The 23,860-nt window shown below is 35.2% G+C and carries 26 protein-coding genes; 13 read left to right on the forward strand and 13 right to left on the reverse strand.

Annotated features, from left to right (window positions below; genetic code table 11):
• Positions 1–182: 182 nt before the first annotated feature.
• The 5 genes from GXZ72_08930 to GXZ72_08950 all read right to left on the reverse strand — a co-directional run bounded on the left by GXZ72_08930 (position 183) and on the right by GXZ72_08950 (position 4,459).
• Complete coding sequence (locus GXZ72_08930; protein ID HHT19666.1) at positions 183–1,208, reverse strand: H(2)-dependent methylenetetrahydromethanopterin dehydrogenase-related protein; 1,026 nt, start codon at positions 1,206–1,208, stop codon at positions 183–185.
• Positions 1,209–1,227: 19 nt separating this feature from the next.
• Positions 1,228–1,653 carry a hydrogenase iron-sulfur subunit gene (locus tag GXZ72_08935; GenBank protein HHT19667.1) on the reverse strand — a complete coding sequence of 142 codons (426 nt, stop codon included), beginning with the start codon at positions 1,651–1,653 and terminating at the stop codon, positions 1,228–1,230.
• 59 nt (positions 1,654–1,712) lie between these two features.
• Positions 1,713–2,861 (reverse strand): formate dehydrogenase, encoded by a 1,149-nt coding sequence (locus GXZ72_08940; GenBank protein HHT19668.1) that lies wholly within the window; start codon positions 2,859–2,861, stop codon positions 1,713–1,715.
• Positions 2,862–2,872: 11 nt separating this feature from the next.
• Positions 2,873–3,976, reverse strand: a complete 1,104-nt coding sequence (locus GXZ72_08945) for a molybdopterin-dependent oxidoreductase (GenBank protein ID HHT19669.1) — start codon at positions 3,974–3,976, stop codon at positions 2,873–2,875.
• Between the two features lie 96 nt (positions 3,977–4,072).
• Complete coding sequence (locus GXZ72_08950; protein ID HHT19670.1) at positions 4,073–4,459, reverse strand: pilus assembly protein; 387 nt, start codon at positions 4,457–4,459, stop codon at positions 4,073–4,075.
• 1,000 nt (positions 4,460–5,459) lie between these two features.
• Here GXZ72_08950 and hmd point away from each other — a divergent pair.
• The 7 genes from hmd to GXZ72_08985 all read left to right on the forward strand — a co-directional run bounded on the left by hmd (position 5,460) and on the right by GXZ72_08985 (position 11,394).
• Positions 5,460–6,515: a 5,10-methenyltetrahydromethanopterin hydrogenase gene (hmd, locus tag GXZ72_08955; GenBank protein HHT19671.1), complete on the forward strand. Its 1,056-nt coding sequence runs from the start codon at positions 5,460–5,462 to the stop codon at positions 6,513–6,515.
• Positions 6,516–6,684: 169 nt separating this feature from the next.
• The gene (bioB, locus tag GXZ72_08960) at positions 6,685–7,725 is read left to right on the forward strand and encodes a biotin synthase BioB (GenBank protein HHT19672.1); all 1,041 of its coding nucleotides are present in this window, start codon (positions 6,685–6,687) and stop codon (positions 7,723–7,725) included.
• A gap of 25 nt (positions 7,726–7,750) precedes the next feature.
• On the forward strand, positions 7,751–8,230 hold the full coding sequence (locus tag GXZ72_08965) for a DUF3236 family protein (GenBank protein ID HHT19673.1): 480 nt from the start codon (positions 7,751–7,753) through the stop codon (positions 8,228–8,230).
• On the forward strand, positions 8,227–9,006 hold the full coding sequence (locus tag GXZ72_08970; GenBank protein ID HHT19674.1) for a DUF1188 family protein: 780 nt from the start codon (positions 8,227–8,229) through the stop codon (positions 9,004–9,006). Before GXZ72_08965 ends, GXZ72_08970 begins: the two co-directional genes overlap by 4 nt.
• Positions 8,993–9,718, forward strand: coding sequence for a Nif3-like dinuclear metal center hexameric protein (locus GXZ72_08975; protein HHT19675.1), 726 nt, complete (start codon positions 8,993–8,995; stop codon positions 9,716–9,718). Before GXZ72_08970 ends, GXZ72_08975 begins: the two co-directional genes overlap by 14 nt.
• A gap of 427 nt (positions 9,719–10,145) precedes the next feature.
• The gene (locus GXZ72_08980; GenBank protein HHT19676.1) at positions 10,146–10,784 is read left to right on the forward strand and encodes a hypothetical protein; all 639 of its coding nucleotides are present in this window, start codon (positions 10,146–10,148) and stop codon (positions 10,782–10,784) included.
• 103 nt (positions 10,785–10,887) lie between these two features.
• Positions 10,888–11,394, forward strand: coding sequence for a UPF0254 family protein (locus GXZ72_08985; GenBank protein ID HHT19677.1), 507 nt, complete (start codon positions 10,888–10,890; stop codon positions 11,392–11,394).
• 15 nt (positions 11,395–11,409) lie between these two features.
• On the opposite strand, the gene GXZ72_08990 is transcribed toward GXZ72_08985, so the two are convergent.
• The 6 genes from GXZ72_08990 to GXZ72_09015 form a co-directional block, all read right to left on the reverse strand.
• Complete coding sequence (locus GXZ72_08990) at positions 11,410–12,384, reverse strand: ATP-binding cassette domain-containing protein (GenBank protein HHT19678.1); 975 nt, start codon at positions 12,382–12,384, stop codon at positions 11,410–11,412.
• A 68-nt stretch (positions 12,385–12,452) separates the two neighbouring features.
• On the reverse strand, positions 12,453–13,241 hold the full coding sequence (cbiQ, locus tag GXZ72_08995) for a cobalt ECF transporter T component CbiQ (protein HHT19679.1): 789 nt from the start codon (positions 13,239–13,241) through the stop codon (positions 12,453–12,455).
• A gap of 81 nt (positions 13,242–13,322) precedes the next feature.
• Positions 13,323–13,625, reverse strand: coding sequence for a cobalamin biosynthesis protein CbiN (locus GXZ72_09000; GenBank protein HHT19680.1), 303 nt, complete (start codon positions 13,623–13,625; stop codon positions 13,323–13,325).
• A complete protein-coding gene (gene cbiM / locus GXZ72_09005) occupies positions 13,622–14,266 on the reverse strand; it encodes a cobalt transporter CbiM (protein ID HHT19681.1) in 645 nt (214 codons plus the stop codon). The genes GXZ72_09000 and cbiM overlap by 4 nt, the downstream gene beginning before the upstream one ends.
• Positions 14,267–14,610: 344 nt before the next feature.
• On the reverse strand, positions 14,611–15,312 hold the full coding sequence (locus GXZ72_09010; protein ID HHT19682.1) for a cobalamin biosynthesis protein CbiM: 702 nt from the start codon (positions 15,310–15,312) through the stop codon (positions 14,611–14,613).
• Between the two features lie 240 nt (positions 15,313–15,552).
• On the reverse strand, positions 15,553–16,116 hold the full coding sequence (locus GXZ72_09015; protein HHT19683.1) for a GNAT family N-acetyltransferase: 564 nt from the start codon (positions 16,114–16,116) through the stop codon (positions 15,553–15,555).
• Positions 16,117–16,422: 306 nt separating this feature from the next.
• On the opposite strand from GXZ72_09015, the gene GXZ72_09020 reads away from it, so the two are divergent.
• A complete protein-coding gene (locus GXZ72_09020; GenBank protein HHT19684.1) occupies positions 16,423–17,226 on the forward strand; it encodes a methyltransferase in 804 nt (267 codons plus the stop codon).
• 113 nt (positions 17,227–17,339) lie between these two features.
• Here the strand turns inward: GXZ72_09020 and cfbA are convergent, their stop codons facing one another.
• Entirely contained in the window at positions 17,340–17,768 is a 429-nt protein-coding gene (gene cfbA / locus GXZ72_09025; GenBank protein ID HHT19685.1) for a sirohydrochlorin nickelochelatase, read from the reverse strand.
• Between the two features lie 126 nt (positions 17,769–17,894).
• Positions 17,895–18,137 (reverse strand): hypothetical protein, encoded by a 243-nt coding sequence (locus tag GXZ72_09030; GenBank protein ID HHT19686.1) that lies wholly within the window; start codon positions 18,135–18,137, stop codon positions 17,895–17,897.
• A 768-nt stretch (positions 18,138–18,905) separates the two neighbouring features.
• Here GXZ72_09030 and GXZ72_09035 point away from each other — a divergent pair.
• From GXZ72_09035 to GXZ72_09055, 5 genes are all read left to right on the forward strand, one after another.
• Positions 18,906–19,394 carry a hypothetical protein gene (locus GXZ72_09035; protein HHT19687.1) on the forward strand — a complete coding sequence of 163 codons (489 nt, stop codon included), beginning with the start codon at positions 18,906–18,908 and terminating at the stop codon, positions 19,392–19,394.
• 126 nt (positions 19,395–19,520) lie between these two features.
• A complete protein-coding gene (locus GXZ72_09040) occupies positions 19,521–20,144 on the forward strand; it encodes an ECF transporter S component (protein HHT19688.1) in 624 nt (207 codons plus the stop codon).
• Between the two features lie 14 nt (positions 20,145–20,158).
• On the forward strand, positions 20,159–20,644 hold the full coding sequence (locus GXZ72_09045) for a hypothetical protein (GenBank protein ID HHT19689.1): 486 nt from the start codon (positions 20,159–20,161) through the stop codon (positions 20,642–20,644).
• Between the two features lie 380 nt (positions 20,645–21,024).
• Complete coding sequence (gene sppA, locus GXZ72_09050) at positions 21,025–21,927, forward strand: signal peptide peptidase SppA (protein ID HHT19690.1); 903 nt, start codon at positions 21,025–21,027, stop codon at positions 21,925–21,927.
• 304 nt (positions 21,928–22,231) lie between these two features.
• Positions 22,232–23,860: metal-binding protein (locus tag GXZ72_09055; GenBank protein ID HHT19691.1), on the forward strand; the 1,629-nt coding region annotated here is incomplete at its 3' end.

The following is a 23,860-nucleotide window of genomic DNA, read 5'->3' on the forward strand; positions in this document are numbered from 1 at the left end:
CTAATTATAATAATTAGTTAAGCTATTTAAAAGTTAGTATTAAAATAGGATTTAGTATTACAAATTAGCTTTAGATAAGCTCAAAACTCATACAATCATTTATTCATACAATATTTAGGGGAAATTGAGAAAAGTTAATAATATATTTGGAATAATTAAAAAAAAAGAAGGGCAAATTAGATTCATTCAAACATCTTACGCATGCACCTTCTGATAGTACCTTCAGATGCTTTTTCTCCCATAAGGCCCAGAAGTTCTTTGGCTAAAGCTTGGGCAGCCACTAGATTGGTAGGTTTTATTTCAGCTTCTTTGGTACTTTGCATTAACTCGGGATCCAAGTTAGATAAAATCTCTAAAGCTGCATCTAAGTCTTTTTGCTTTTCTAAAAGATGCATGGAACTAGCGCTTTTCACCAGTATTTCTGGATTTACTGCCTTTAAAAGTCCTTTAACTCCTGATGATTCTACTAAGGACGCCATTGTCTGTAAAGTCATTAGTATTTGTTTTTCCACCATTTCTTCAGGTACTTTTATGACTTTTGTACCAACTTGGTAATAATCCAGAACACCAGAGAGGGTTACAGCAGTTACCAGGGATCCCATGTCAGCCACTGTTGATGAAACATCTGCAGGTACAACATAAGCCTCCTTCTTGGTTCCTTCAACCAGATCAACACATTTCTTGATCTGTTCTGGTGTCGCCAAGTCCAGATTATTAGTGGTGTGAGCTCCAAGGACATAATGGCCATGATGAGGTGTTCCAGGAACTGCTGCAGGGTGCATGGAACAAATACCGATATCTTTTCTTTTCCTTTTAATCTCCAATTCTAACACATAATAAAGTACTATGGGAGATACAGTACATGTGTTAGCAAGAACACTGCCTTCGGGGAGGTGAGTTATGATATTTTTAGCAATGTTAAAGGTGGGTTTACCAAAGGGAGTGAAAAGTACGGCTATTTCTGCATTTTTAGCTGCTTCAACATCATTATCAGTTACTGTTACACCTGCATCTTCCACAGTTTTCCACATATCAGGGAGTAACATTTCATAGTTGGGTTCTGCAAGATAAACATCATGTCCAGCTTCTTTAAACTCAATAGCCATTCTACTCCCTCCATATGGAGGAATTCCCCCATATTTTTCGGGTAATTTTAGCTGATTGACATAAAGGTCCTGATTTCCAGCACCGTAAACTGAAATTTTCATTTTACCACAAATGGGATTATTAAACTATTTTTTTTGGAATGGACCTTTTAAGAGGGCCGATTGATTTTATGGTAGCAGCGAATTCGTTCATTGTTTCCTGAAATTTTTCTCCCTCAGAAGCAGAGATCCATTCAAATCTGAATCTTTCTTTATCTACACCGAATTCTGGTATTAAATCTTCAATTAGCTTAGCCCTCCGATTCCATTTATAATTCCCAGCATCGTAGTGACAGTCACCCATATGACAACCGCCTACAAAAACACCATCAGCTCCTTCTTTAAATGCTTTGAGCACCATTGCCGGATTAATTCTACCAGAACACATTACTCTCATAATTCTAACATTCGGAGGATACTGCATCCGTGCAGTACCTGCTGTGTCAGCACCACCATAACAACACCAGTTACAACAGAATCCTAGAATTTTTGGGTCTTCTTTTGACATTATTAACACCTCATAGTCACAGACTTCATTAAATCATATTTAACATTTTTAATCAATTATTATTCCTTTTCAGGGCTGTAGATTGGTGGCAATTCTTCATTAACACCTGCTATGAATCCAGTAGCATCCCTGTATTTTTTCTGCATTCGGTGGAATACAAGGGTCAGGGGAATCTCCATGGGACAAACATCTTCGCATTGTCCACAATTCACACAGCTAAAACACATATGTGACATTCGAACTCCTTGATAGGTCAATGGATCCGGGGTTATTTCGTTTTTATCAGCATAGAATTCTTTTTCCATATCACACTCTGTACAGAAGCACAATGGACATACATCACGGCAAGCATAGCACTTTATGCAGCGGTTCCAATACTCGTTCCAATCGTCAAGTTCTGGATATTTCTCTTCTAAATATTTATCCTGGAATTTTTGGGCTAATTTAATCATAGCCTTTTCTATCTTTTCCCTTATAGCTATTGCTTTTTCTGAAGGGACTTTTACTTCAACATATCCCTTTGATTCGGCTTTATCAATTAAATTCTTACCTTTCTCAGTAATGATTTCTATAAAGGTCCAGCCAGGTTCTGCGCCCCAGTTACCACACGCTAGATCCGCATTTCTCGGTATTTTTAATTCGCATCTCTGGCAATTTTCACGTCGTCCAAAACCTTCTTTTTCTAATTCCTCAATTTCAACTGATTTATGAGTCCCATCTTTCAATTCAATCATGAATTTTCCTTTATTTATTTCTTCTTTCACCACATCTGCCGGATCCACATCATAAAATATTTCTATCATTTTACAAGCAGTTATGGGCAGTACAGTACCACCACAGTTTAGACCTATCTTGTAAAGGGCATCAGGGTTTATTTGATGTCTTTTTTCTAGTTCTAAAATGGCCATTGCATCACATGGTTTTACACTCACAGCCAAGGGCATATCAGCTAGATGTTTGTTAATCAAGTCTCCAAACATGGTTGGTGCACAATGTAGGGAACCACAAGTTTCAACAAGGTCCTCTGAACTTTCAACCAGCGTGGGTATACCATCATATATATCATCTCCCATGGATAATGTTAAAACTCCTTTTACCAGTCCTTCATCTAGCAGATATTTGTATAAAGCACTGACAGCACCTCCACATTCGCCTTTTTCTCTGATTTCTTTGTCTTTAGCCTTTGCAAGTATTAATTGTGACTTCATAATACTCTACCTCACAACTCTATTCCAATTTCTTTAGCAATATTGATGATTATTATCTTATCGTCCATGGCATTTCCTGGAGCTTGGATTATTTCTTTGAATTCTTGCCTATTTCCAGTGGTATTTGTAAATGAACCAGATTTTTCCACCCAACAAGAACCTGGAAGCACTAAATCAGCCATTAAAACAGTATCATTAACAAAACAACCCTGGCTAATCAAAAAATCAACATTTTTCAGGGATTCTTCCATATAAGAAGCAGGGTCGTCACCCAGCACAAATAATATTTTTGCTTTTTCTGCGAGTTTTTTTAGATTTTCTTTTGTTAAGGAGGGGAAATTGTTCATTGCTCCTTGGCTGTTACAATTTTCCATAACTGGTAAAATTTTAGCATCAGTTTGTTGGAAAAATTTTAAAATTTCAATAAATTTATCTTTGTTTTCCAATTGGCCAATAATAACCGTGGATGTTTCTGTTAGTTTATCCAACATTGAATTTTCAATGTTGTCTTGTATAGAGGAAGTTGATTCAATTTTAAGGTATTGATGGGAATTGATTCCAGTTAATGTTTTTTCTGGATTATCAATGTTAATTATTTCTGCCCCCTTTTCCTTGGCTAAAATGATTCTCCGGCCTAAAAGAGGATTTTCTTTCAACACATTTCCTATTATCATAATAATGTCGGAGTTTTCAACATCATCAAAGTTTGCTGTTTCTATTTCAAAGTTGGAAATATTTCCTATGTTGCATCCAATATTTTCAACATCAAGAGTATCAGCGAGTTTTTTTAATGTTTCGTACTCTTCATTTGTACAATTTCCAGAGACAATAATTCCAATATCTTTAGCTGGATATGATTTTAATTTGTGAGCAGCTTTATTCAAGGCGTATTCCCAGCTTACTTGTTGAAAACCGTCTTTTTTCATCAAAGGATTTTCTAATCTGTTTTTGGTTAAAGTTTGGAATGAATCTCTCCCTTTTTTACAGTTTTTTCCCTGATTAATGGGATGTCTTTTATAGGGAAAAGTTCCCACTACTTTCTGGTTTTTAATTATAAGATTCACACCGCACCCTACACTACATGAAGGGCATATGGTATGGGCTATTTTTAACATTTTTTTGCACCTGTTTTTTGTTGGGTATTTGGACTAAATCTCATGAATTTACATTAGAATAGAAGTCTTTTTTTGGTTATTTGTTTCAATTTTAGTTTAATTTTTAAATTCACTAGGAACACAATTTAAATACACTGGGGAGATGTTGTTTAGGGTGATTTGGCTGTTTTTAGTATCATTTAATATGTTGATCATAGTGTTCATACACTTGTCTAGTATAAGAGTAGATAATTCATCTGAACGTTTTTCTAAGTCTTCTATTTTTGTTTGGGATTCTAAATGGCCTTGTATGGCAAATTGAATTGGCACATCGCCCATTGTATCTAGAGTACAAACATATTCAAGAATTTCTTCATTTTTTATGCTGTATTCAATACTCCAATCAACATTCAACTTCAAATCACAACTTTTTGGATTCATTCCCGGTCGGATCATTTTGATTTTATTTATACAAACATCACATTGCGTATTACTTATTATCATTTTTATATTACCTCCATTGTGATTAATAAATCCATAAGTAGTAATACATTAATAAAGATTTTGGTTGTTAAACATTATGTATTTTTCTTGTTTAGTGTTGAATTGGGTTATATGATGTTATATTCGTATGAAAAATTAGGATTTACTATATTTTATCTGAATAACTTTAATGCACAGTTTTCTGTTTTCAAATAATAATCTTCATTAAATTAACCAAGACAATTTTTGATTTTTTTTTGAAAAAGGAGTTCCTAAAATTCTTTTTTTTTAAGGTGAATGGTTGTAAATATATTATTAACTTTAGATTAATTATTACTAGAGTAAGGTGTTTGTTCTAAAATTTTTGGACTAGATTTGTTAATTTACAGTTTGCAGTAATCGCAAATTTTATATACCTCTTACTACTCCTTTGATGATTAACCAATAGTAATAAAGTGACTAATAATCATATTATTATTATCGGTTAAATATGGCGTGTTTATGGAATGCCATCATAAACTGCCAATTCCTTCCTACAGAAAATGGAGGCTTTATAGTCTCCTTTAATTGTTATTAGTTAAAAAATAAGTTAACTAAGAAAGAACCAGATTTTTCAATAATCAAAAATTAATTTTCGTTAAAAAAGACAGTTTCTCTTGACTAAAATTTCGGCTCAATTTAGATTATTAGACTGATGAACTACAAGAGAGTCTTGATTAAATACAGTCATTAGTGAAACAACAAAAACAAACAATTATTATTAATGAATAAGTGATTTAATATGCGTTGTTTTAATTAAACTAATTGTTTCAAGTCATTTATCTAAAAAAAATCTAGTTTATTAGTCATTGAAATTATTTATTAATTATTATTATAAAATTTAATAAAACTATTATTTTTACAACCTATTATGTCAAATCGTATCACAAATGAAAAGATTTATATTATACCTTGACTATCTATTTTTGTACTACTAAAGCTTTTAGTAGTATTACAATTTGATTAAAAAAGGAGTGATAGTATGAAACTTGCAATATTAGGAGCCGGTTGTTACAGAACCCACGCTGCCAGTGGAATAACAAACTTCAGCCGAGCTTGCGAAGTAGCAGAAAAAGTCGGAAAACCAGAAATCGCCATGACCCATTCCACCATTACCATGGGGGCAGAACTAAAAGAACTAGCAGGTATAGATGAAATCGTGGTTGCTGATCCTGTATTTGACAAGGAATTCACAGTTATTGATGACTTTGAATACGAAAAAGTCATTGAAGCCCACAAAGATAATCCGGAAACTGTCATGCCTGAAATCAGGGAAAAAGTAAATCAAGTAGCTAAAGACCTTCCAAAACCACCAGAAGGTGCTATCCACTTCACACACCCTGAAGACCTAGGTTTTGAAATAACTTCCAGTGATAATGAGGCGGTTCAGGACGCTGACTGGGTTATGACTTGGTTCCCCAAGGGTGACATGCAGATGGGAATAATTAAAAAATTTGCAGACGACCTTAAAGAAGGTGCCATTTTAACCCACGCTTGCACAGTTCCCACTACTATGTTTCAAAAAATATTTGAAGACTTATCCAGCGACGAAATGAATATTGCCCCTAAAGTAAATGTATCATCTTATCACCCTGGTGCAGTTCCTGAAATGAAGGGACAAGTATATGTTGCTGAAGGTTATGCCTCAGAAGATGCTATTTGCAGTTTAGTCGATTGGGGTTTAGAAGCACGTGGTAATGCTTTCAAACTACCTGCAGAATTATTAGGCCCAGTCTGTGACATGTGTTCAGCACTCACTGCCATAACTTACGCAGGAATCTTAAGCTACCGAGATTCAGTGATGAACGTACTTGGAGCTCCAGCAGGATTTGCTCAGATGATGGCTAAAGAATCACTGACCCAAGTAACGGATCTAATGAACAGTGTGGGAATAGACCATATGGAAGAAAAACTGGATCCTGGAGCATTACTGGGAACAGCTGATTCTATGAACTTCGGGGCTGCTGCAGACCTGCTACCATCAGTTCTTGAAGTATTGGAAGACAGGAAAGGGAAAGGTCCTACTTGTAATTTATAATTAAATCTTCCATTTTTATTTTTTTTCCAATATTACCAAACACATCACGGGCAATATGAAGAGTTATAAAATGATTTTTCAGATTAATAAAAATACAAGTTGCTTAATTCAGTCTTTTCATTTTTCATCAATCATTATATTCCATAAAAAAAAAATTCAAGGTGCTAAATTGATAAACAAGATTATCAAAAAAGCGTTAAACGAAGAAAATTTGGAAAAAAACGAAGTTTTAGATTTGTTCAAGTCAAGTTCCTTGGAAGATGGTATTAAATTATTTGAAGCAGCATCTGAAATTCGAAATTCCAATAAAAAGATGATAAAACTCACATCCACGGTTCATTTAACCAATGTGTGTAAAATAACCCCAAAATGTATGTACTGTGGGTTTGCGGCTAAAACATCGTCAGAAGGCTATTATAATTCTTTTTCAAAAACAGAAGATGAAATCATATCAGCTATTCGATCTATAGAAGAATCAGGGATTCCAAGGGTAAGTTGTTCTGGAGCTCATGGATTTGATGGAAAACATGCAGTTCAGGCAGCTAAACTAGTAAAAGAAAATACTAACTTGGAATTATTAATCAATGTCGGTTCAGATCTTAATATGGATGCACTGCAAAAATTGGCAGAATACCAGACAGACACGGTATGTTGTAATCTGGAAACAATTAATAAAAACCTATTCAATCAATTAAAACCTGGAGAAATGCTTAAAAATCGTTTAATGGTTTGTAAGATGGTAAATGATCTTAACATTGAACTGTCTTCAGGGTTACTTATTGGAATAGGAGAATCTTACTTGGATCGGGTTAATCATCTATTCTTTTTGAAAGAGTTCTCAACCTTAGGTGAAGTGCCAATTATGGGTTTTAACCCTTATTTAGACACACCAATGGAGGATCATCCTCCCTGTTCACTTATTGAACAGATGAAGACTATTGCCATTGCCCGATTGTTATTCCCCCATCTACGGATTACTGTCCCTGCTCCCACAATAGGTCCTGAAAATGTCAAATTTTCACTGATGGCCGGGGCAGATAATGTGGCTACTGTCATTCCTGATAACTATCCTCTGAATGTAAAAGGAGTGGGATCTCCAAGATATGGAAATATGAATGAAGTCGTTAACACCATTGAAGAGCTTGGATTGATCCCTCAAATTAAAGAAACAATCTGCCCAGTTAAAGAAGTTGGAATCACTGAAATATGAATAAACCAAAGGGGTTTTTGAATTGATGAGTTTCAATGAAATTATACAAAATGCATATCAAGAATCAATCCAGGACGAACGTTTCGGAGACACTGAAGATGAACTAATTGCTCTTCGGAACCATATTCGGTCTTGTAAGAAGATAGTTGTTCCCAACAAAAACACCATCAAAACTTCTGCTATAAATGAAGTATTAACCAAATTCAACCTACCCAGTGCCGAGCACATGTGCATCCACACCAACTTTGCAGACTTATCACGAACTCCAGCAATCACCAAAGCATTATTGGCCCTAGATATATGTAATTGTGATTTAGTAATTGCTAGAGGGCGCTTAGGGGTGCCAGGTTCGGGATCATTACTAGTCATAATGGATAACAAGGGCAGGGTACTGTCAGCTGCTACTTCACCTTCCCATGTTTTGCACGGTAAGAAGGTTGAGGATGCAGTGAAAGATGAAATTACTCAGGCTCTTTTGAGAATTGGGTTTTCGGTGGTGAAATGATTATTAAAGAGAGGGGAATCACAGAAGAAGTTTTCACTCTGTATTCTGGAATGATGGTCGGAGATATTGTAAATCGAATTGGGGATATTAAATGTGATGCTACCCTTAACTGGGTGGAATCACTGAATGTGGATGTGGATGAAACAGTCATTGTTGGGGCATACCTTACTGGGATGAAACTTGCCAACAGATTAAAGGAAATATCCAAGGTTACAGTTATAGATATTCATCCTATTCTAAAATCCCTACTTGATAAAAACATTACATTCACTGATGATTTAAACCGTATTAGCAGCGCTGATCTTGTCATTGACACTACCGGTCTGGGAGGTCTAAGTCCTGAGACTGTAATGGAGAGGGTTAGTTCAGATGTAAACATATTCCTAGTAGAAGATCCCACCTCAGAAGGGAGTGATAGTAACATAATGGCAAAAAGCAATATAATGCAGCGATTGGATCTTGCAAATTCCAATTATAAAGGAATTATTAAAACAAGTGGTTTAAACACTAAAACTTCAGGAACCATGACATTAACTATAGAAGTCCTTAGAAAAAGCCTTGAAAGTATTTTGAAGGGCAAGGGGGTTCTTTATGGGGTGGCTGGAATGAATTTTTATGAAGGAGTTCTTTTTAAAGAAAAAGATTGTGATAAGTTTTTGAGGTTGATGCAGGAACCGGCTCTAATAACATCATCATTACAACCATTATCATCCGATGATACATTGGAAATGAATCTGTTGAAAATAAAATCTTGGGTGGACAATGTTAGCGTCTGAATTAATTAAACTGATGGAACAGAAAGTTCCACTTAAACTGGCTTTAAAGGATGATCGCGTAGGATTCATTGGACCTGGCCGTCCTGAAGAAATTGAGGTGGAGAAAGCCGCTATATTTTTAGATATTATTCCTGGAAATTATCTTAATGAATTGGAAGCGGATTTAATTGTTTGTCACCACCCCCCATTGTTTTTTCCACCAATTCCTACTTACATCATCCATTCCAACTGGGATATTGTCCAGGGCGGGGCTAATGACGCCCTGGCCGAATCCCTAAAGATAGAAGTCACCGACATTTTCGAAGATGAAACAGGAATTGGAAGGATTTGCAAACTTGAATGTACAATTGAAGAGTTTATAGAACAGGTTGCCATGGCTCTTGATATGGATCATCTTCGGATTGTTAAAGGTAACCAGAGAATAATTGAGAAAGTTGCCATAATATCAGGGTTTGGTTTAAACAAGCATTACATAAAATTGGCTAGTGAAAAGGATGTTGATCTATTATTGTCTGGTGATTTAACTCATCCTGGAAGTATTCTTGCCCATAAATTAGGAATTACCCTCATCGATGCAACTCACCAAGCCACAGAACTTCCTGGTTTAATAAAACTGTGTCAACTGATAAGTGAATTAGGTGTTAAGGCTGATTTAAATAACATGGGCATGCCGTGGGCAACAGTTCTTCTTAAAAATTACTCTATAAGTTAACTGTGATTAGAAAAGTTATCTATTACTTGGAAAGTTCATATAAATCGTTAAAATCCATAAAAAGGAGTGAAATAAACCAAAAAAAAAGTAATACTTTTTTAAGATAAAGTATTTATAGTACTTAGTACTAATATTATTCTGGAGAGGTTTTGCCTCATCATACCTCCTCCAAAAGTTCAATAGAAGGATTTAATATTGTAAGGTAGAAAAATCCTGATATTGTATGAATGGTGGGGCATCTAATGATTTAAAAAACATTTTTCGCTCAAATGTATCAAAAGATTTGGATGCCCTGCAGTTCTATTTCTATAGTTCCTACTACTTAAACCCACACTCCCTCTATCAAATCAACACGTCGCCATGTACTAAAAAAATTACTTCACTTTAGATGAGATTCATGGTTTTTATAATTTTATGAGGTAAATAAATGAATATAGAAGAAATTGAAAATAAAAAAGTTCCAGTTGGGCACGTGACTTTAGTTGGGTTGGGAAGACTGGGTATACGAACAGGACTCAATTTAACTCAGATACACAGAGGTGGCCCCCAAACAATTACTGCTATAGATTCTCAGAAAATCTCATCAGGTGATGTAATTTTCAAAATTATGGGCGGTAAAATAGGAAACTACAAGGTGGACTTTTTACATGAAATGAGGGGTATCAAAGAAGTTATACCCCTCAGAGAAGATATTCAATTAGGAAATTTGGGTTTAATAGAGGGAGATGTGGTTTGTGTTGAAATAGCTGGGGGAAACACCATACCAATTACTGCAGCTATTATAAAAAAGGCACATATGATTGGTGCAACTACCTTAAGCACTGCTGGAGTTTTTGGGATTGGGAATGAGAAAGTAGAAGTAATGGACATCTCTCAGGCAGATGAAAACAATCCCGTTGCACAGGAGTTAAGAGAACACGGTATAACTGAGAATCACACTATCCTAACTACAGGAAGATTCATAAAAGATAGAGAACCAGTAACCCCTTATCTGTTGGATGATATTTCACGGAAAATGACCATGGAAATATTAAATGTCCTGGAGTCACGCAATTTACAGAAATAATTCCTTCTATGATGAATGATGTTTTAAGGACAATTTAAAAACAATTCACAAATTCCTTTATAAATATTTCATGGAAATCAATACAAAAGGTAAAAATGATAAAATGACACTCACAGTTGCCACTGCTGAATGCTTCACTCATGGTATCATTGCCAGGGAAATCCATGCTTGTACACAGGGATACCAAGGAGAATTCGGTCCGCGCGTTTTAAGGTCAGAAACTCTGAAAAACCTTCAAGAAGAAGTGATACTTCTTTGCGGAATGTTCATCCCAACTTTAAGTGCGCTTAAATCAGTTTTAAACGTAGACCCACCCCAACCTCACAAAATTATACGAGAGATAAAAGTTTACCATGAGGAAGATGATCAAGAGGTGGCATTACTAATGGCTGATGCAATTCGAAATATCACTGGGGCGGATATTGGAATAGGAACCACTGCCGGTGTTGGTAAGGGAGGAATAGCCATTGTTACCAATGAATTCTCAGTTAAAATAACTTCAGATGTATATGCTGATCTTTGTTCCTCTGACTCCCATCAACTTCTTTTAAGACAGAAATCCGGCATTGAAAAGACTTTGATTTTACTTGAAGAGTTTTTAACTCATTAATTGGGAATGTAACAATTATTTTTTTTGCTTTTCCCTATTTTTTTCCTCTTTCAGAATATGTAAGACCTGGTGATATTTTTCTTCACCAAGGGCATGAAGTAGTTTGTGATGACAAGTTTCATGAACCATATGCAAGAGATTATGGTATGTTTCTACTCCCACAGCATGCAAGATCTCATGATATGCTTCTTCCACGGTTAACTTAACACCCACGTTCATCCCATTATTTTTAAGACGATACAGTAATTCTGCAGCCTTAGGTTGCTTAAGATGGGCTTTTTTAATGGTTTCAGGGTCATTGAAAATGTTTGCAGGGGGCCCCTGTAGTATGATCTCCCCTTGGTGTAGTACAAATATCTTTTTGGCAAATTCTGTAACCATTTCCACGTCATGGGAGGAAATGATGATACTCATATTGTACTTCTGATTAAGTTCGTTAAGAATGCCCATAACTTGTTCCACACCTTGCGGATCCAGTCCGGTGGTGGGTTCATCTAAAACCATGATTTCTGGTCGCATAGCCAAAATTCCGGCTATAGCCACTCTTTTCTTTTGACCCCCACTGAGATGGTGTGGAGGTTTCCTCCGCTCTTCCAACATTCCAACTGCTGATAATGATTCTTCAACCCTTTTTTCTACTTCTTCATCAGGAAGTCCTAAATTAATAGGGCCAAAGGCTACGTCTTCTTCCACTGTAGGTGAAAATAGTTGATCATCAGGGTTTTGAAACACCATACCTACTTTTTGTCTGATTTCCATCAAGTCATCTTTTTTATAACTGGCAGTTTTTCCATCAATTTTAATAATCCCAGAAGTAGGCCTTAATATTCCATTAAAATGAGAAAATAATGTGGATTTACCAGCACCATTGGAACCAATAATAGCAGCTTTTTCACCCTCTAATATTTCCAGATTAATATTATTGAGTGCGGATGTTCCATCAGGATAGGTAAAACTCATATTTTCAGTTTGAATAATTGGTTTAGTCATTTAAATGCCTTCTTAATTTCTATTTCTGATGTAAATCATTTTTTCAATATCTTAATGTGAAAAAAATTTTAAAGCACAAAAAGGTTTAGATATTCTAGAAAAATGATCATCACCACAGTTGTTCCGATTAATGCAAAATCCTTGTAATCTATGTTGGCTTTAGCACGGTAAATACGTGTGTTTTCAGAATAACCTCGGGATACCATGCTTAAATAAACAGTTTCACCTTGTTCAAAGGCTCTGATAAACATCATGGTGATTGTTTCGCCTACTTTTCTCAACCTCCATTTATATGCAGTTTTTTTGCTGAATATATCAAAACAACGAGTTGATTGAGCATTAAGTATGTTCATGAGCTGATCATAGAAGAAAAATAGGTAACGTACAGTTAGGTTTAAGAGCATAGCCAACTGATGGGGTACTCCTAATTTCTGGGTTGAAGCCACTAGATCTTGCATGGATGTGGCTGAAGATAGAAATACAATGGAAGTAACCGAAACTGTAACTCTTGCCAGAAGCAGAGCTCCAAAAAATAGGCCGTAATCAGTTATATGTAACCAACCAAATAGTCCTGTCCATAATATATTCCCTGGCTGGAAGAAAGGTTGAATCATAGCCACAAATCCTCCAAAGGGAATAACCAATGCTATTCGTTTTAAAGCATATGAAGGAGTGACATTAGATAAAGAAATGAGAATTAAAAGGTAAATTTCCATTATAACTAGAACAAAGAGGTTTGTATTGGTAACTGCATATATAATGATTAACATGGCAGATATGAGTTTTATTCTACCATCTAAACTGTTCATTATGCTTTCTTTACGGGCTTCTCTGTCAATTGCAGTAAGTTCTTTCATAAAATCTCCAAATGCATTATAATATTTTTTTATTAAAAAAAAAGAGTGGTGAAGAACTTCAAATAAAGCTCTTCGGATGAATTATTCCTGATTATTTCCTTTCTTTTTGGCAAGCACTTTGGCCAATCCCAGTACAACCAGCAGTACAAGGATGGTACCACCAATTAAAGCCACAACTCCGCCCCAGGGATTATCCTCCATTCCAGGAATGGCATAGTCGGGTAATGGGGATTGGATAACTGCATCGAACTCGGGAACTCCCAAACTTTCAGCTGCACTTTCCAGTCCATCAGGGTTACTTGATGCCAGGAAAGGTGCTAAAATGGCGATAATAATAGCTATTACCAGACCACCAATTATGAAGTTACGGTCTGTAGTTTTCATTCTACCGCCTCCTGTTTTTGGCTAGATACCCATTCAGGTAAAAGATCCGGCCGTACACGACCTATACCCATTATCACCACAACAGTAATGACACCTTCAATAACACCTATCACGGCATGATAAAGAGCCATTGATGCTACTCCTGCTACTAATGGGAATGTACCGGCTATGGCTAGTTCAATGGCACAAGCAATTGAAGCCAGGAATGTTGCAGCCCAAGCAGCAATGAAAATTGCAGGTACCTTTCCAATTCCTTTAATGGATTTGTAACCATAAAATCCAACAAAACCGCCTATAAGTCCCATGTTAACAATGTTTGCTCCGAGAGCGGTCATACCCCCGTCACCAAATATTAATCCCTGTAATATTAGTACGATAGATAAAACCAACACTGCAGCCCAAGGACTGACGAATATAATTGCAATCAACGCTGCGCCTACCATATGACCACTGGTTCCCCAGGGTATGGGAACATTCATGGCTTGTATAGCAAATATGCCTGCAGCCAAAACAGCCAGAAGTGGTATGTTTCTTTCATCAAGGTTTTCTCTAGCCCATTTAAGGGAATACGCTAATACTATGATGGCAATAATCCAGTAAATTGGCCATGTCCATCCTAAAAAACCATCTGGTACATGCATTTTTTTAACCTCCTTTTTCATTATAGAAAGTCTTTAAGGAGAACATCTTAAAGGTATTACTCATTTTGCAGTTATACTAGGAATGTTCTGATAAAAGACTTTATTTTCTTTGGAGTATATTGTAATCGCATATATTATAAGTTTTTCTGTCAGTATTACATTTTCTTGGCTTTTAGGCTCAAAAGTAATAAATTAAATTCAGAAAAACCCTTTCAGAATCAACCATAATCGAACTATATTTACGTCGCGTTGTTAGGTATTTTTAGACTCAACACTGCTTTTTACAAGGTTTTTAAAAGAATATAACCTATGGTTATTTGTTTTTTTCTTGATTTATGCTTTAGTCAAGTTTCAATTACATTGGGGGTTACTTTTTTATTGATTCTACTTTTTTTTGCTTGACTTTTCAAAACCAGTAATATAATACAAACGATCATGGTCATGATGCCCTCTAAGATACCAATCATACTGGAATACATTCCCATCCACATTATTCCTTTTGCCTGCGGAAAAGTACCAGCCAACCAAAATTCAACTGATACAGCCAATGATGCAAAAAATAATGATAAAAATCCGGAAAAAAACCCTCCCAACAGGGTTCTAAGTATTTTATCCAATGGTTTGGTAAGTCGGAATACATAAAATCCGGTTAAACCAGCTACAACTCCACTGTTAATTATATTCACTCCCATGGTTGTCAGGCCTCCATATCCAAATAACAACCATTGGGTGAGTAATACTGGAGTCATAACCAGAACTGCGCCCCACGGACTCCGAAGGATAATTGTTATAATAGCAGCTCCAATTAAGCTGATTCCAACTCCGTAAGGTACTGGAATTACAAATGCTTGTAATATGAAAGTGAATGCCATTAAAAAAAGTACCAGAATTATATATTTGATTAGTTTAGTAAAGTTTGATTCTTCTTTTTTTAGTTTCAATAAACTTCCAACCAACCATTTCAGTGTGAAAATCCATGATATTAACATTAAAATTGCGTATATAAAACATTGCCATAGCGGAATAAAACCATCAGGTACATTCATATTACAATCCCCCTTAATTCATACTATGCACCAGTTTTTATATATAAGTGCCAGTTTAATTCTTTTTATCTTCAGCAATTTCATCATAACCTTGGTTACACCTTAACTGAGCAAATAAATCCTTAACTGAGAGATTAAATTATTTCGGGCTACATAATTTATCATCTTTTTTTTTTAAAAATATAGTACTGAACTAATTATGTAATAGAGTTCAGTAGTTTCCACCCTTAAAACCATATTTCATTCTTGTAAAACTAGTAATTTGCTGGAATCAGGGATTGATGTAGTGTCACAAATTTCTTTTTCCATATGGACCGTTTTCAGATGGTTTTCAGTGTCCATCACTATCTGGTAACCATTTGAAATCCAAAAATCAAGAGAACCAGCCACATTTTTATGTGTGTGGAGGTAAATCTTTTCATAACCTTTCATACGGCAAAATTCTTCGGCCTGACGGACTAAAGTGGAAGCAATTCCATTTCTGCGCAATTTTTTACTAACAAAAACTCTCCATATGCTGGCTGTGGTTTTAGAATCGTAAACATTATCAAAAAACGGAAAATTTTTATCATAAGCTCTTATACCAATAGTCCCTATTATTTTTCCAGTTTCATGGTTTATAGCCATATAAAAATTGTTCCCCTCTGGGTCAAGATAATAAGTGTCCATGTTTTTTATATCTTGATGGTACTCTGGAATAAATCCATAGCCATATTCACTTTTAATCATGTTTAAAAGAAATTTTTTAACATTATCTTGGGAATCAAGTTCAGTTTGGAGCTCTTTAATTGTATAATAATTCATAATATATTTCTCCGTAAACTTTTCCAATATAATTAATACTTTATCTGGGATTTGGGCCAATTTAGTAATACTCAAATATAACTTTATATTAATTAAAATTATAGTGAAGATATATAAAAATTGCGCATAAGTTCAAGCGCATAGATTTAAATTTATCAAAAAATCACTGTTATATAGAACAAGAAAAATTGATTTTATTCAATGCAATAAGAGTACACTATATTAAAAATTATAATTCATGTTAAAAACTGTTAATCTTTAAAAAAAGATATTTTTACTGGGCACATGATTTAAAGGAGCGTAAATATGAGTTGTTACAAGTATTGGGATAAAATAAAATCTATTGCCAGTTCACTTAAAAAGTATGATGACTACCAACTAGACGATATCACTTCTGATGATATCATATCTATACTGGATGATGTGGAAATAATCGCCCATGATCAGGCCATTGACTTTGACTCCGCCAAACACATTTTAGATGATGCAAAAATGTATGAAGCCCTTGGAATAATAAGGAAATTTTACGTAAGTCTAGGTACCAGACTGGAAACAGAAAATGCTAAGGCAATATTAGAGTCAGATGACCCCTGGACCACTCTGGAATCATTTCACTTCTATGACCGTTATCAAGGATTGATAAAAAACGAAAACCAACTTGTAAAATTCACCCCTGAACACAAAGTGGTCCTAATAGGAGGAGGGCCCCTTCCCCTTACTTTGATTCTCTTTAACAAAATTTTCCATTCGCAATGTGTAAGTGTGGAGATCATACCAGAAGTCGCTGAACTATCACGCAAAGTTATAAAGAAATTAGGATTGGAATCTGAGATAGAGGTTGTTCAAGGAGATGAAACTGCATTAAAGGATATTGACTACACAGTGGTAATGGTGGCTGCCCTTGCTGAACCTAAAGAAAGAGTTTTCGCCAATTTATGGGATATTGTGGATACAGTAACTCCAGTGTTATATCGAACTTACACTGGTATGAGGGCTATTTTATACTCCCCAGTGACTGAAAGAGCCACTCGCGGGTTCCATAAAGAGGTAATGATCCTTCCCACAGGTAAGGTTAACAACACTTCCGTCTTGATACGAAAAGTTGTCTAATACCTTTCATAGAACATACATTATGAATAAAAAAGTATAAAAAAAGCATTTATCAAATTTTCAAGTATTATTCAAGGAATTATAAACTTATTCAAGCCAACATGCCTTGAATTTTAGTTTATGGTTTCTTCTACTCTTTTTTTGATAATATCTACAATTCTTTCATCAGCCCCTAAAGGATCAACATAGACAATTTCACCATTAAACAGAATTTTTTCCTGTTTTTCCTGGTAGTAACCCGCATCCTCGCGTGGTTCACCCAAACCAAGCATATATGGAATATCTTCCTTGGTGTGAAGACCATGGGCTAAAAATACAGGAACAGCGATTATTTTCTCCACACCCTTCTGAGCCAAAGCATTAAGTGCAGCAGGTATTGTTGGTTTTTCAATGTTCATAAAACCTACTTGAACAGGATATTCTGACATTTTAGTATACATTTCAGACAACGCATAGGTTACACTGTTACCTTCTGCTAAACTGCTCCCATGACCAATCAGCAATATGCCAATTTTTTCCTTTGACTTTGCATTTGTCTCCATAATAGTATCATTCCTCAGTAACTGTATAAACGATAAATTAGTATTAAAAGATTTAGTATTAAAACATTTTTAAGTGCATCAGTATAATGATTGGTATAACTAATAATGAACCTGTATTATTTTTTTTTAATTGATTTCTTTTGGAACAAGGAAATTGTCTTTTCTAATGAAAATATCATTTTCATCATAGCTAATGCGGACGTTACCGGTGCAGAGTCCTAACTCTTTCATTGAGTTTCGAATTACTTTCAGATTTAATCTGCTGTATGGGAAGTTGATCCACACCATGTCAGAGCCGCGATCTAATTTTTTTTCCATTTTTTTTAATTCTTTTATGACTGTCTTTTTTTCAATGGATATATTTCGCATTTTTATCACCAATGAAATAAAAAGCCTTTTTTAAATTTTGAAAAATAGATTTTTAGAGATTTTTAGGTAAATATTAAATAAGGGACATCAGAGGGGGGTATAAACATTTGAGCGAATTTGTTAATGATTTTGATGCCCCCTATACTAGGTTGCCAGTAGGGATCTTGTCAGTGATCCCAACTGGAGACGTCTTGCAGGAGGAAATGGCAAGTTCATCAATTTAATACAAAAACACCTTTATTGGCCCCTCATGTAATACATTTGGTGGTGTTATTCGTACAGTTTTCAATTTATCTCCTTAATATTTAAGACTTTCTATTTCTTTTTTATTATTACTAATCAGCGTAAATAAGTCTTCAATGTAATAAATAGTGGTTTGTGTTGGATTTTTTCTATTTAGTAATATAAAATGAATGATTTTTTTTGATTTTCAGGGATCTGAATTTTTATTGTTTTCTGTGAGTAATATGGTATCAGATCCCTGATACTCTCCGTTGTAGTTGTGGCCAACAATGGAGTGTTGAGTATGTTTGTAGACATGATATGATTATTTCATCTAATATAAAAAGTTAATCATCTATATAAAAAAAGTATTAATAATTACTGTATATTCCCATATTATTAATAAAATTATCTTTTGATGTACTAATAATTATTGTGTAGATTTTTGATAATATTACTTTTTTTTCGATTTCCAAAATAATAGTAATAACACAAATATTATATATCTTACTACTACAATTATATCTACATTAAATGCAGGAGATGATGTTTATTAAAATTATGGAAAAGAAAATCGTGATCATACTGGGTGTTTTTTTGCTTGCTATCGCTTTTTCCGGTCCAATTGTAGCACATCCAGGTCATGGAGAGGTAATAGAAGAAGAACCTTCTCCTAGCGGAGGAACACATTCTGGTTCCAGCGGATCTTCATCTACAAGTTCCCACTCTTCCAGCTCTTCGGGTTATACTTCTAACAGTCGCACATCGTATTACCATGACACCTCATCTGGAGTAACTCAATCTAATGAGGCAAGAACCACCCAAGCTCAGACAACTGATCCAACTGTTCCAACAGCAACTCAAAATGAATATGCCCCAGAAGAAGTTTCCGACACTTCTGGATCAAATGACTCAGCAAGTGGCCCAATTGCAATGATTGGTTTAATGGTAGTCATAGGATTGATTGCAATGTCATTTCCTTACACAGAAGGTGGAACTCTTCGTAAATTACAAATAAGACTTTTCGGTGGATAAAAACCATTTATCTTACTTTATTTTTTTGGGGAAATGATTGAGCAAATAAATTTTTTCCAATTTTTATTAGTTTTAATCATTTTTATCAAACTATAGATGATTTTAAAAAAAATGGAGGTAATAAATTTGCATTTAACCGATGGCCTGATACCATTATGGCAGGCTGCAATCTATTGGATTTTAACTATTGCATTACTGGCATTGTATATGTATAAACTATCTAAAACTGAGGAAACAGAACAAGTAATAGTCAAAACAGCCATTTTGGCGGCAGTGACTATAGCTGCGTCTTCAATATCTATACCATCACCATTTGGAGTTCCTATACACTTGTTTATAATACCATTAGTAGCAATTTTGCTCGGTCCTTTAAGTGGGATTATAGTGGCCTTTTTATGCTTCTTAGTACAGTTCTTTATCCTGGGAATGGGGGGTATAACCTCTTTAGGTGCTAATGTAGTTACAATGGGAATTGTGATGAGCTTTACAACCTATTACTTCTACAAATTCATAGCTGAACTTGATGAAAGATTAGGTATTTTCTCGGCAACATTCATGGGTGTAATCATGGCCACCATCACCCAAGTTGTAATATTACTGTTTGCAGGTGTTGCCACACTCGAATTTTTAATGGCGACTTTAGTGCCATTCTATTTATTTGTAGGAGTTATAGAGGGAATTATAAATGTTTTCATCATCCTATCCATATTCCAAATGAAACCAGAATTAGCAACGGCGAAAACAATATAGAGGCGGTATATAATATGATAAATTTAAAATCAATTGGGATATTCGTTCTGATAATTGCGGCAGCCATGGTACCAGTGAATGCTCATGGAGTTCATGTTACCACAGATGAATCTGCTATTATAATAGCTGATAACTCCACCAGTAAACTGGCCAGATCAGTGGCTGATGACATGGGAGCTAATATCACTGTTTATAAGTTCGGTTCTGCAGATGCAGTGATCCATGAATTAGAACACGCACTCGAAGATTCTAATAAGAAAGTTTTGATAGTAGCATACACTGACGCAGCTCAAAAATTCTTAGACAAACACCCTGAAGCTTCTAACAGGATAGTAGTTGTTGATGCCAATAAAAGTTCCATTCAACAAGGTTTAACCAAGTTAGGTGTTGCAGGAGCAGCCAGTTCAGGATTTTTAACTCCCTTGTTATCTGGTCTTCTAATTGGACTGGTATTTGGTTTGGGTGTCGGTGCAGTGTGGATGAAGAGAAAATTAGTATAAAAATCTATTTTTTTCTTTTTTTCTCTAAATCATTTTATAATTTTTATTTGTTTTAATAATCTTTATTTTTTAAAATAGTCGTTAATTAGTTGGTTAAACTTCAAATCATGGCAACATTTTTTCTGATTTGGTAGATGAGGAATAAATTTTATTGATGTTAAACTAGGGATTTATTGATGTTAAACTAGGGAATTTGATAAGTATTAATAAATATCATTATAATTTAAATAATGTAATAATATTAAAACCGATAGTATTATATAGTAGTGGCTAATTATAAGGTAAACTGTTTTTATTAAATAAACGAAAATTATCACTCCAAAAGCACATTGAGTTTGTAAATTTATTTTTAGTGATAATTAGATAATGGAGGTGTTGATATGAATAAAAATGCCAAAATTTTGATGATTGGTATGGGTGGACTTTCGGTAATGGCCATGTTTGTCCTGATTGTTCTAGTATCCATGTCCTCTTCTTTCGGAGGTTCTGTGGCAGTCATACCAATTCAAGGCCAAATTGGGTATGGTTCATCTAATATGTTAGGTGGAAGCGTTGTTAATCCTGACGAAATCAAGGAACAAATTAAAACAGCTGAATCTGACAGATCGGTAAGCGCAATTCTCCTGGAAATAAATAGTCCAGGTGGAACACCAGTTGCCAGTGAAGAGATCATGGAAGAAGTTAAAGATTGTAAAAAACCAGTGGTGTCATGGATCAGTGATTCTGGAGCATCAGGGGCGTATCTTGCAGCTTCTGGCTCAGATAAGATAGTTGCCAGTAACTCCTCAATGGTGGGAAGTATCGGTGTGATCATGGATTTAACCAATCTTTCGGATCTTTACCAGAAACTAGGAATAGATCGATACGCAATAAAAGGTGGAAAATACAAGGATATTGGTGCTGACTACAGAGATTTGACCAGTGAGGAAAAGAACATACTTCAAACCATGGTCGATGAAAATTATGAAAGCTTTGTTGCAAATGTTGCCCAAAACAGGAAACTAAGCAAAGAATACGTGGAAAACATAGCAGAAGGACAAGTATATACTGGAAAACAAGCCAAAAAACTGAAACTCATCGATGAAATCGGGGGCAAAGATCATGCTCTTGATATTGCAGCAAAACTTGGAGGAATTCATGGATCATATGAGGTGATAACTATGAAATCTCCTCAGTCATTCAGTGATGTTTTAAACACACTTTCTTCCAAGATCGGATATTCTATTGGAAAAGGAATAGGCAGTCTTTTAAAGGAGGATACAATTCAAAGTGCTATGTATTAACAAAACTCGGGTTTAATCATTTAAACACAGTAAAATCCTTTTTTTTGTATTCATTTTATTTATAATTTTTTTTGTATTGTTTTTTGGGGCCTTGATGAGTATTAAAAAATCAAGTAGATCACCTATTATTGTAATAATTTTCTCACGAGTATTACGCGCAAATGGTTTTTCACGCTTTTTGTAATAACACAAAAGATATATATGGTAATACGTAATAAATTGTTTTTACATTATACAATTGTTCTCGATATTATTAATGTAGGGAACATTTATAATGATCTTAGAAAAAAACGGAGGTGAAAAGATGAGAAAACAAGGACTAATATTGGTAATAGCGACTTTAATGGCTGTAATTCTTTGTGGAGCAGTTTCTGCTGCAGATTCATCTGATGTTGGAGGTGGGGCTGGTCTTCCTGACGTAAATTCGTCTGATGCAAGTTTGGTTGATCCCATTATCGACGTTAATGTGAATTATGAGTATCAGGATGATACAATCAATCCAGAAATCACTGTCAAAGATTCCAGTGACGTCAATATAAAATTCAACACTACTGTACTGCCAAAAGGCAAATATCGTTTGAATTTCGACTATCCGGGTGTAGTTAACGGTGCATTGTTTAAAATAATTGTTAAAGCCCCTGGATATATTGAGCAAACCCAAAATGTGAGGGTTTACCAGTCTGGAACTGATCCTAACTTCTATGGTGATGCAACCTTCAACATGAAGGCCACAGACAACTACAAACTGGGACGCGAGGTAGTCAAAAAAGCAGACGAACTACTGAAATTCAAAAATGCAGATAAAATCTTATGTATAACTACAGCAGGATTAGCTTACCGAAATGGTGTTACAACTCAAGACTGTTTAGAAGGTATACTAAACGGTTCAAACGGTTTGATCACCTATGGTAAAGGAAACTTGCTAACATTCCAGTCAACTCGAACCGATCCACTAGATTTCTGTTTTGTTGTGAAGAAAGGAAACTCTTTAACAGCAGCATTCTTCCAAAATGGGTCATTGAAACCAGCTTATCATGGCACATTCTCAAAATTAACACAGGATCTATGGAAAAAAACATTAACACCTAAATTAGGTAAAAATGCCTTCGGTTACGTCAGTCTATCTCACGCTTGGAGTGAAGGATTATCCACAGACATCCTAAGACAAGCAGCCTACCATGGCCACGTTTGCCTCGGAACCCTCAGTGGACAAGCAATGATCAGTGTCCTTCTCAAATACTACCCCCCAGGAGTATATGGAAATCTTGGAGAACTCGAAGCAACCACCTACAGGGCAATCAGTGTACCTGGTGGATCAGATGATGATGCATATATCTATTCTCTGGATTTAACCTCAGGTAAACGATCTTGGGTGGGATACGAAACTAATGCAGACTCCAACTTGGTCGGATTCATTAAATGGTGCGACAAAACCAAAACAGGAACCCTCATAATTATGAGATTCAATGAACAGGGCCTTGCTGACCTATTCAGAAAAGAAACTGGTATAAAAGCATATTCCGGTATAGTCAGTGAACTAAAGTTCAATTCATGGGTAATGAAAAAATTAGAAAACGAACCAGAATCCTTAGTAGAAATACCATATGTTTTCGAAAACATTAACGTTGAAATCCACAACCAATTAACTGGAGGATATGACTCCAAACAAGTGGTATGTGATGCTAGAGGATTGGATATGGATTACATACTTGGTTTAGGTCTGACTAATGTTGCTGACCAGAGAGTGGCCACTAACTACAATACTGGAAGATTAACTCCAGCACAAATCAAAGATATAGGAAAAAGGGCTGCTAACCAAGCTATAAACCTATTCAAAGAAGAAGGAATAAATCTACTAGACTATGTTGACAGTTCCAAACTATTTGTATTCACTACTGCTGGTTACGTTCGAGTTAACGAGCAAGTAATGGAC

The sequence above is a fragment of the Methanobacterium sp. genome (assembly GCA_012838205.1).
GTDB lineage: Archaea > Methanobacteriota > Methanobacteria > Methanobacteriales > Methanobacteriaceae > Methanobacterium.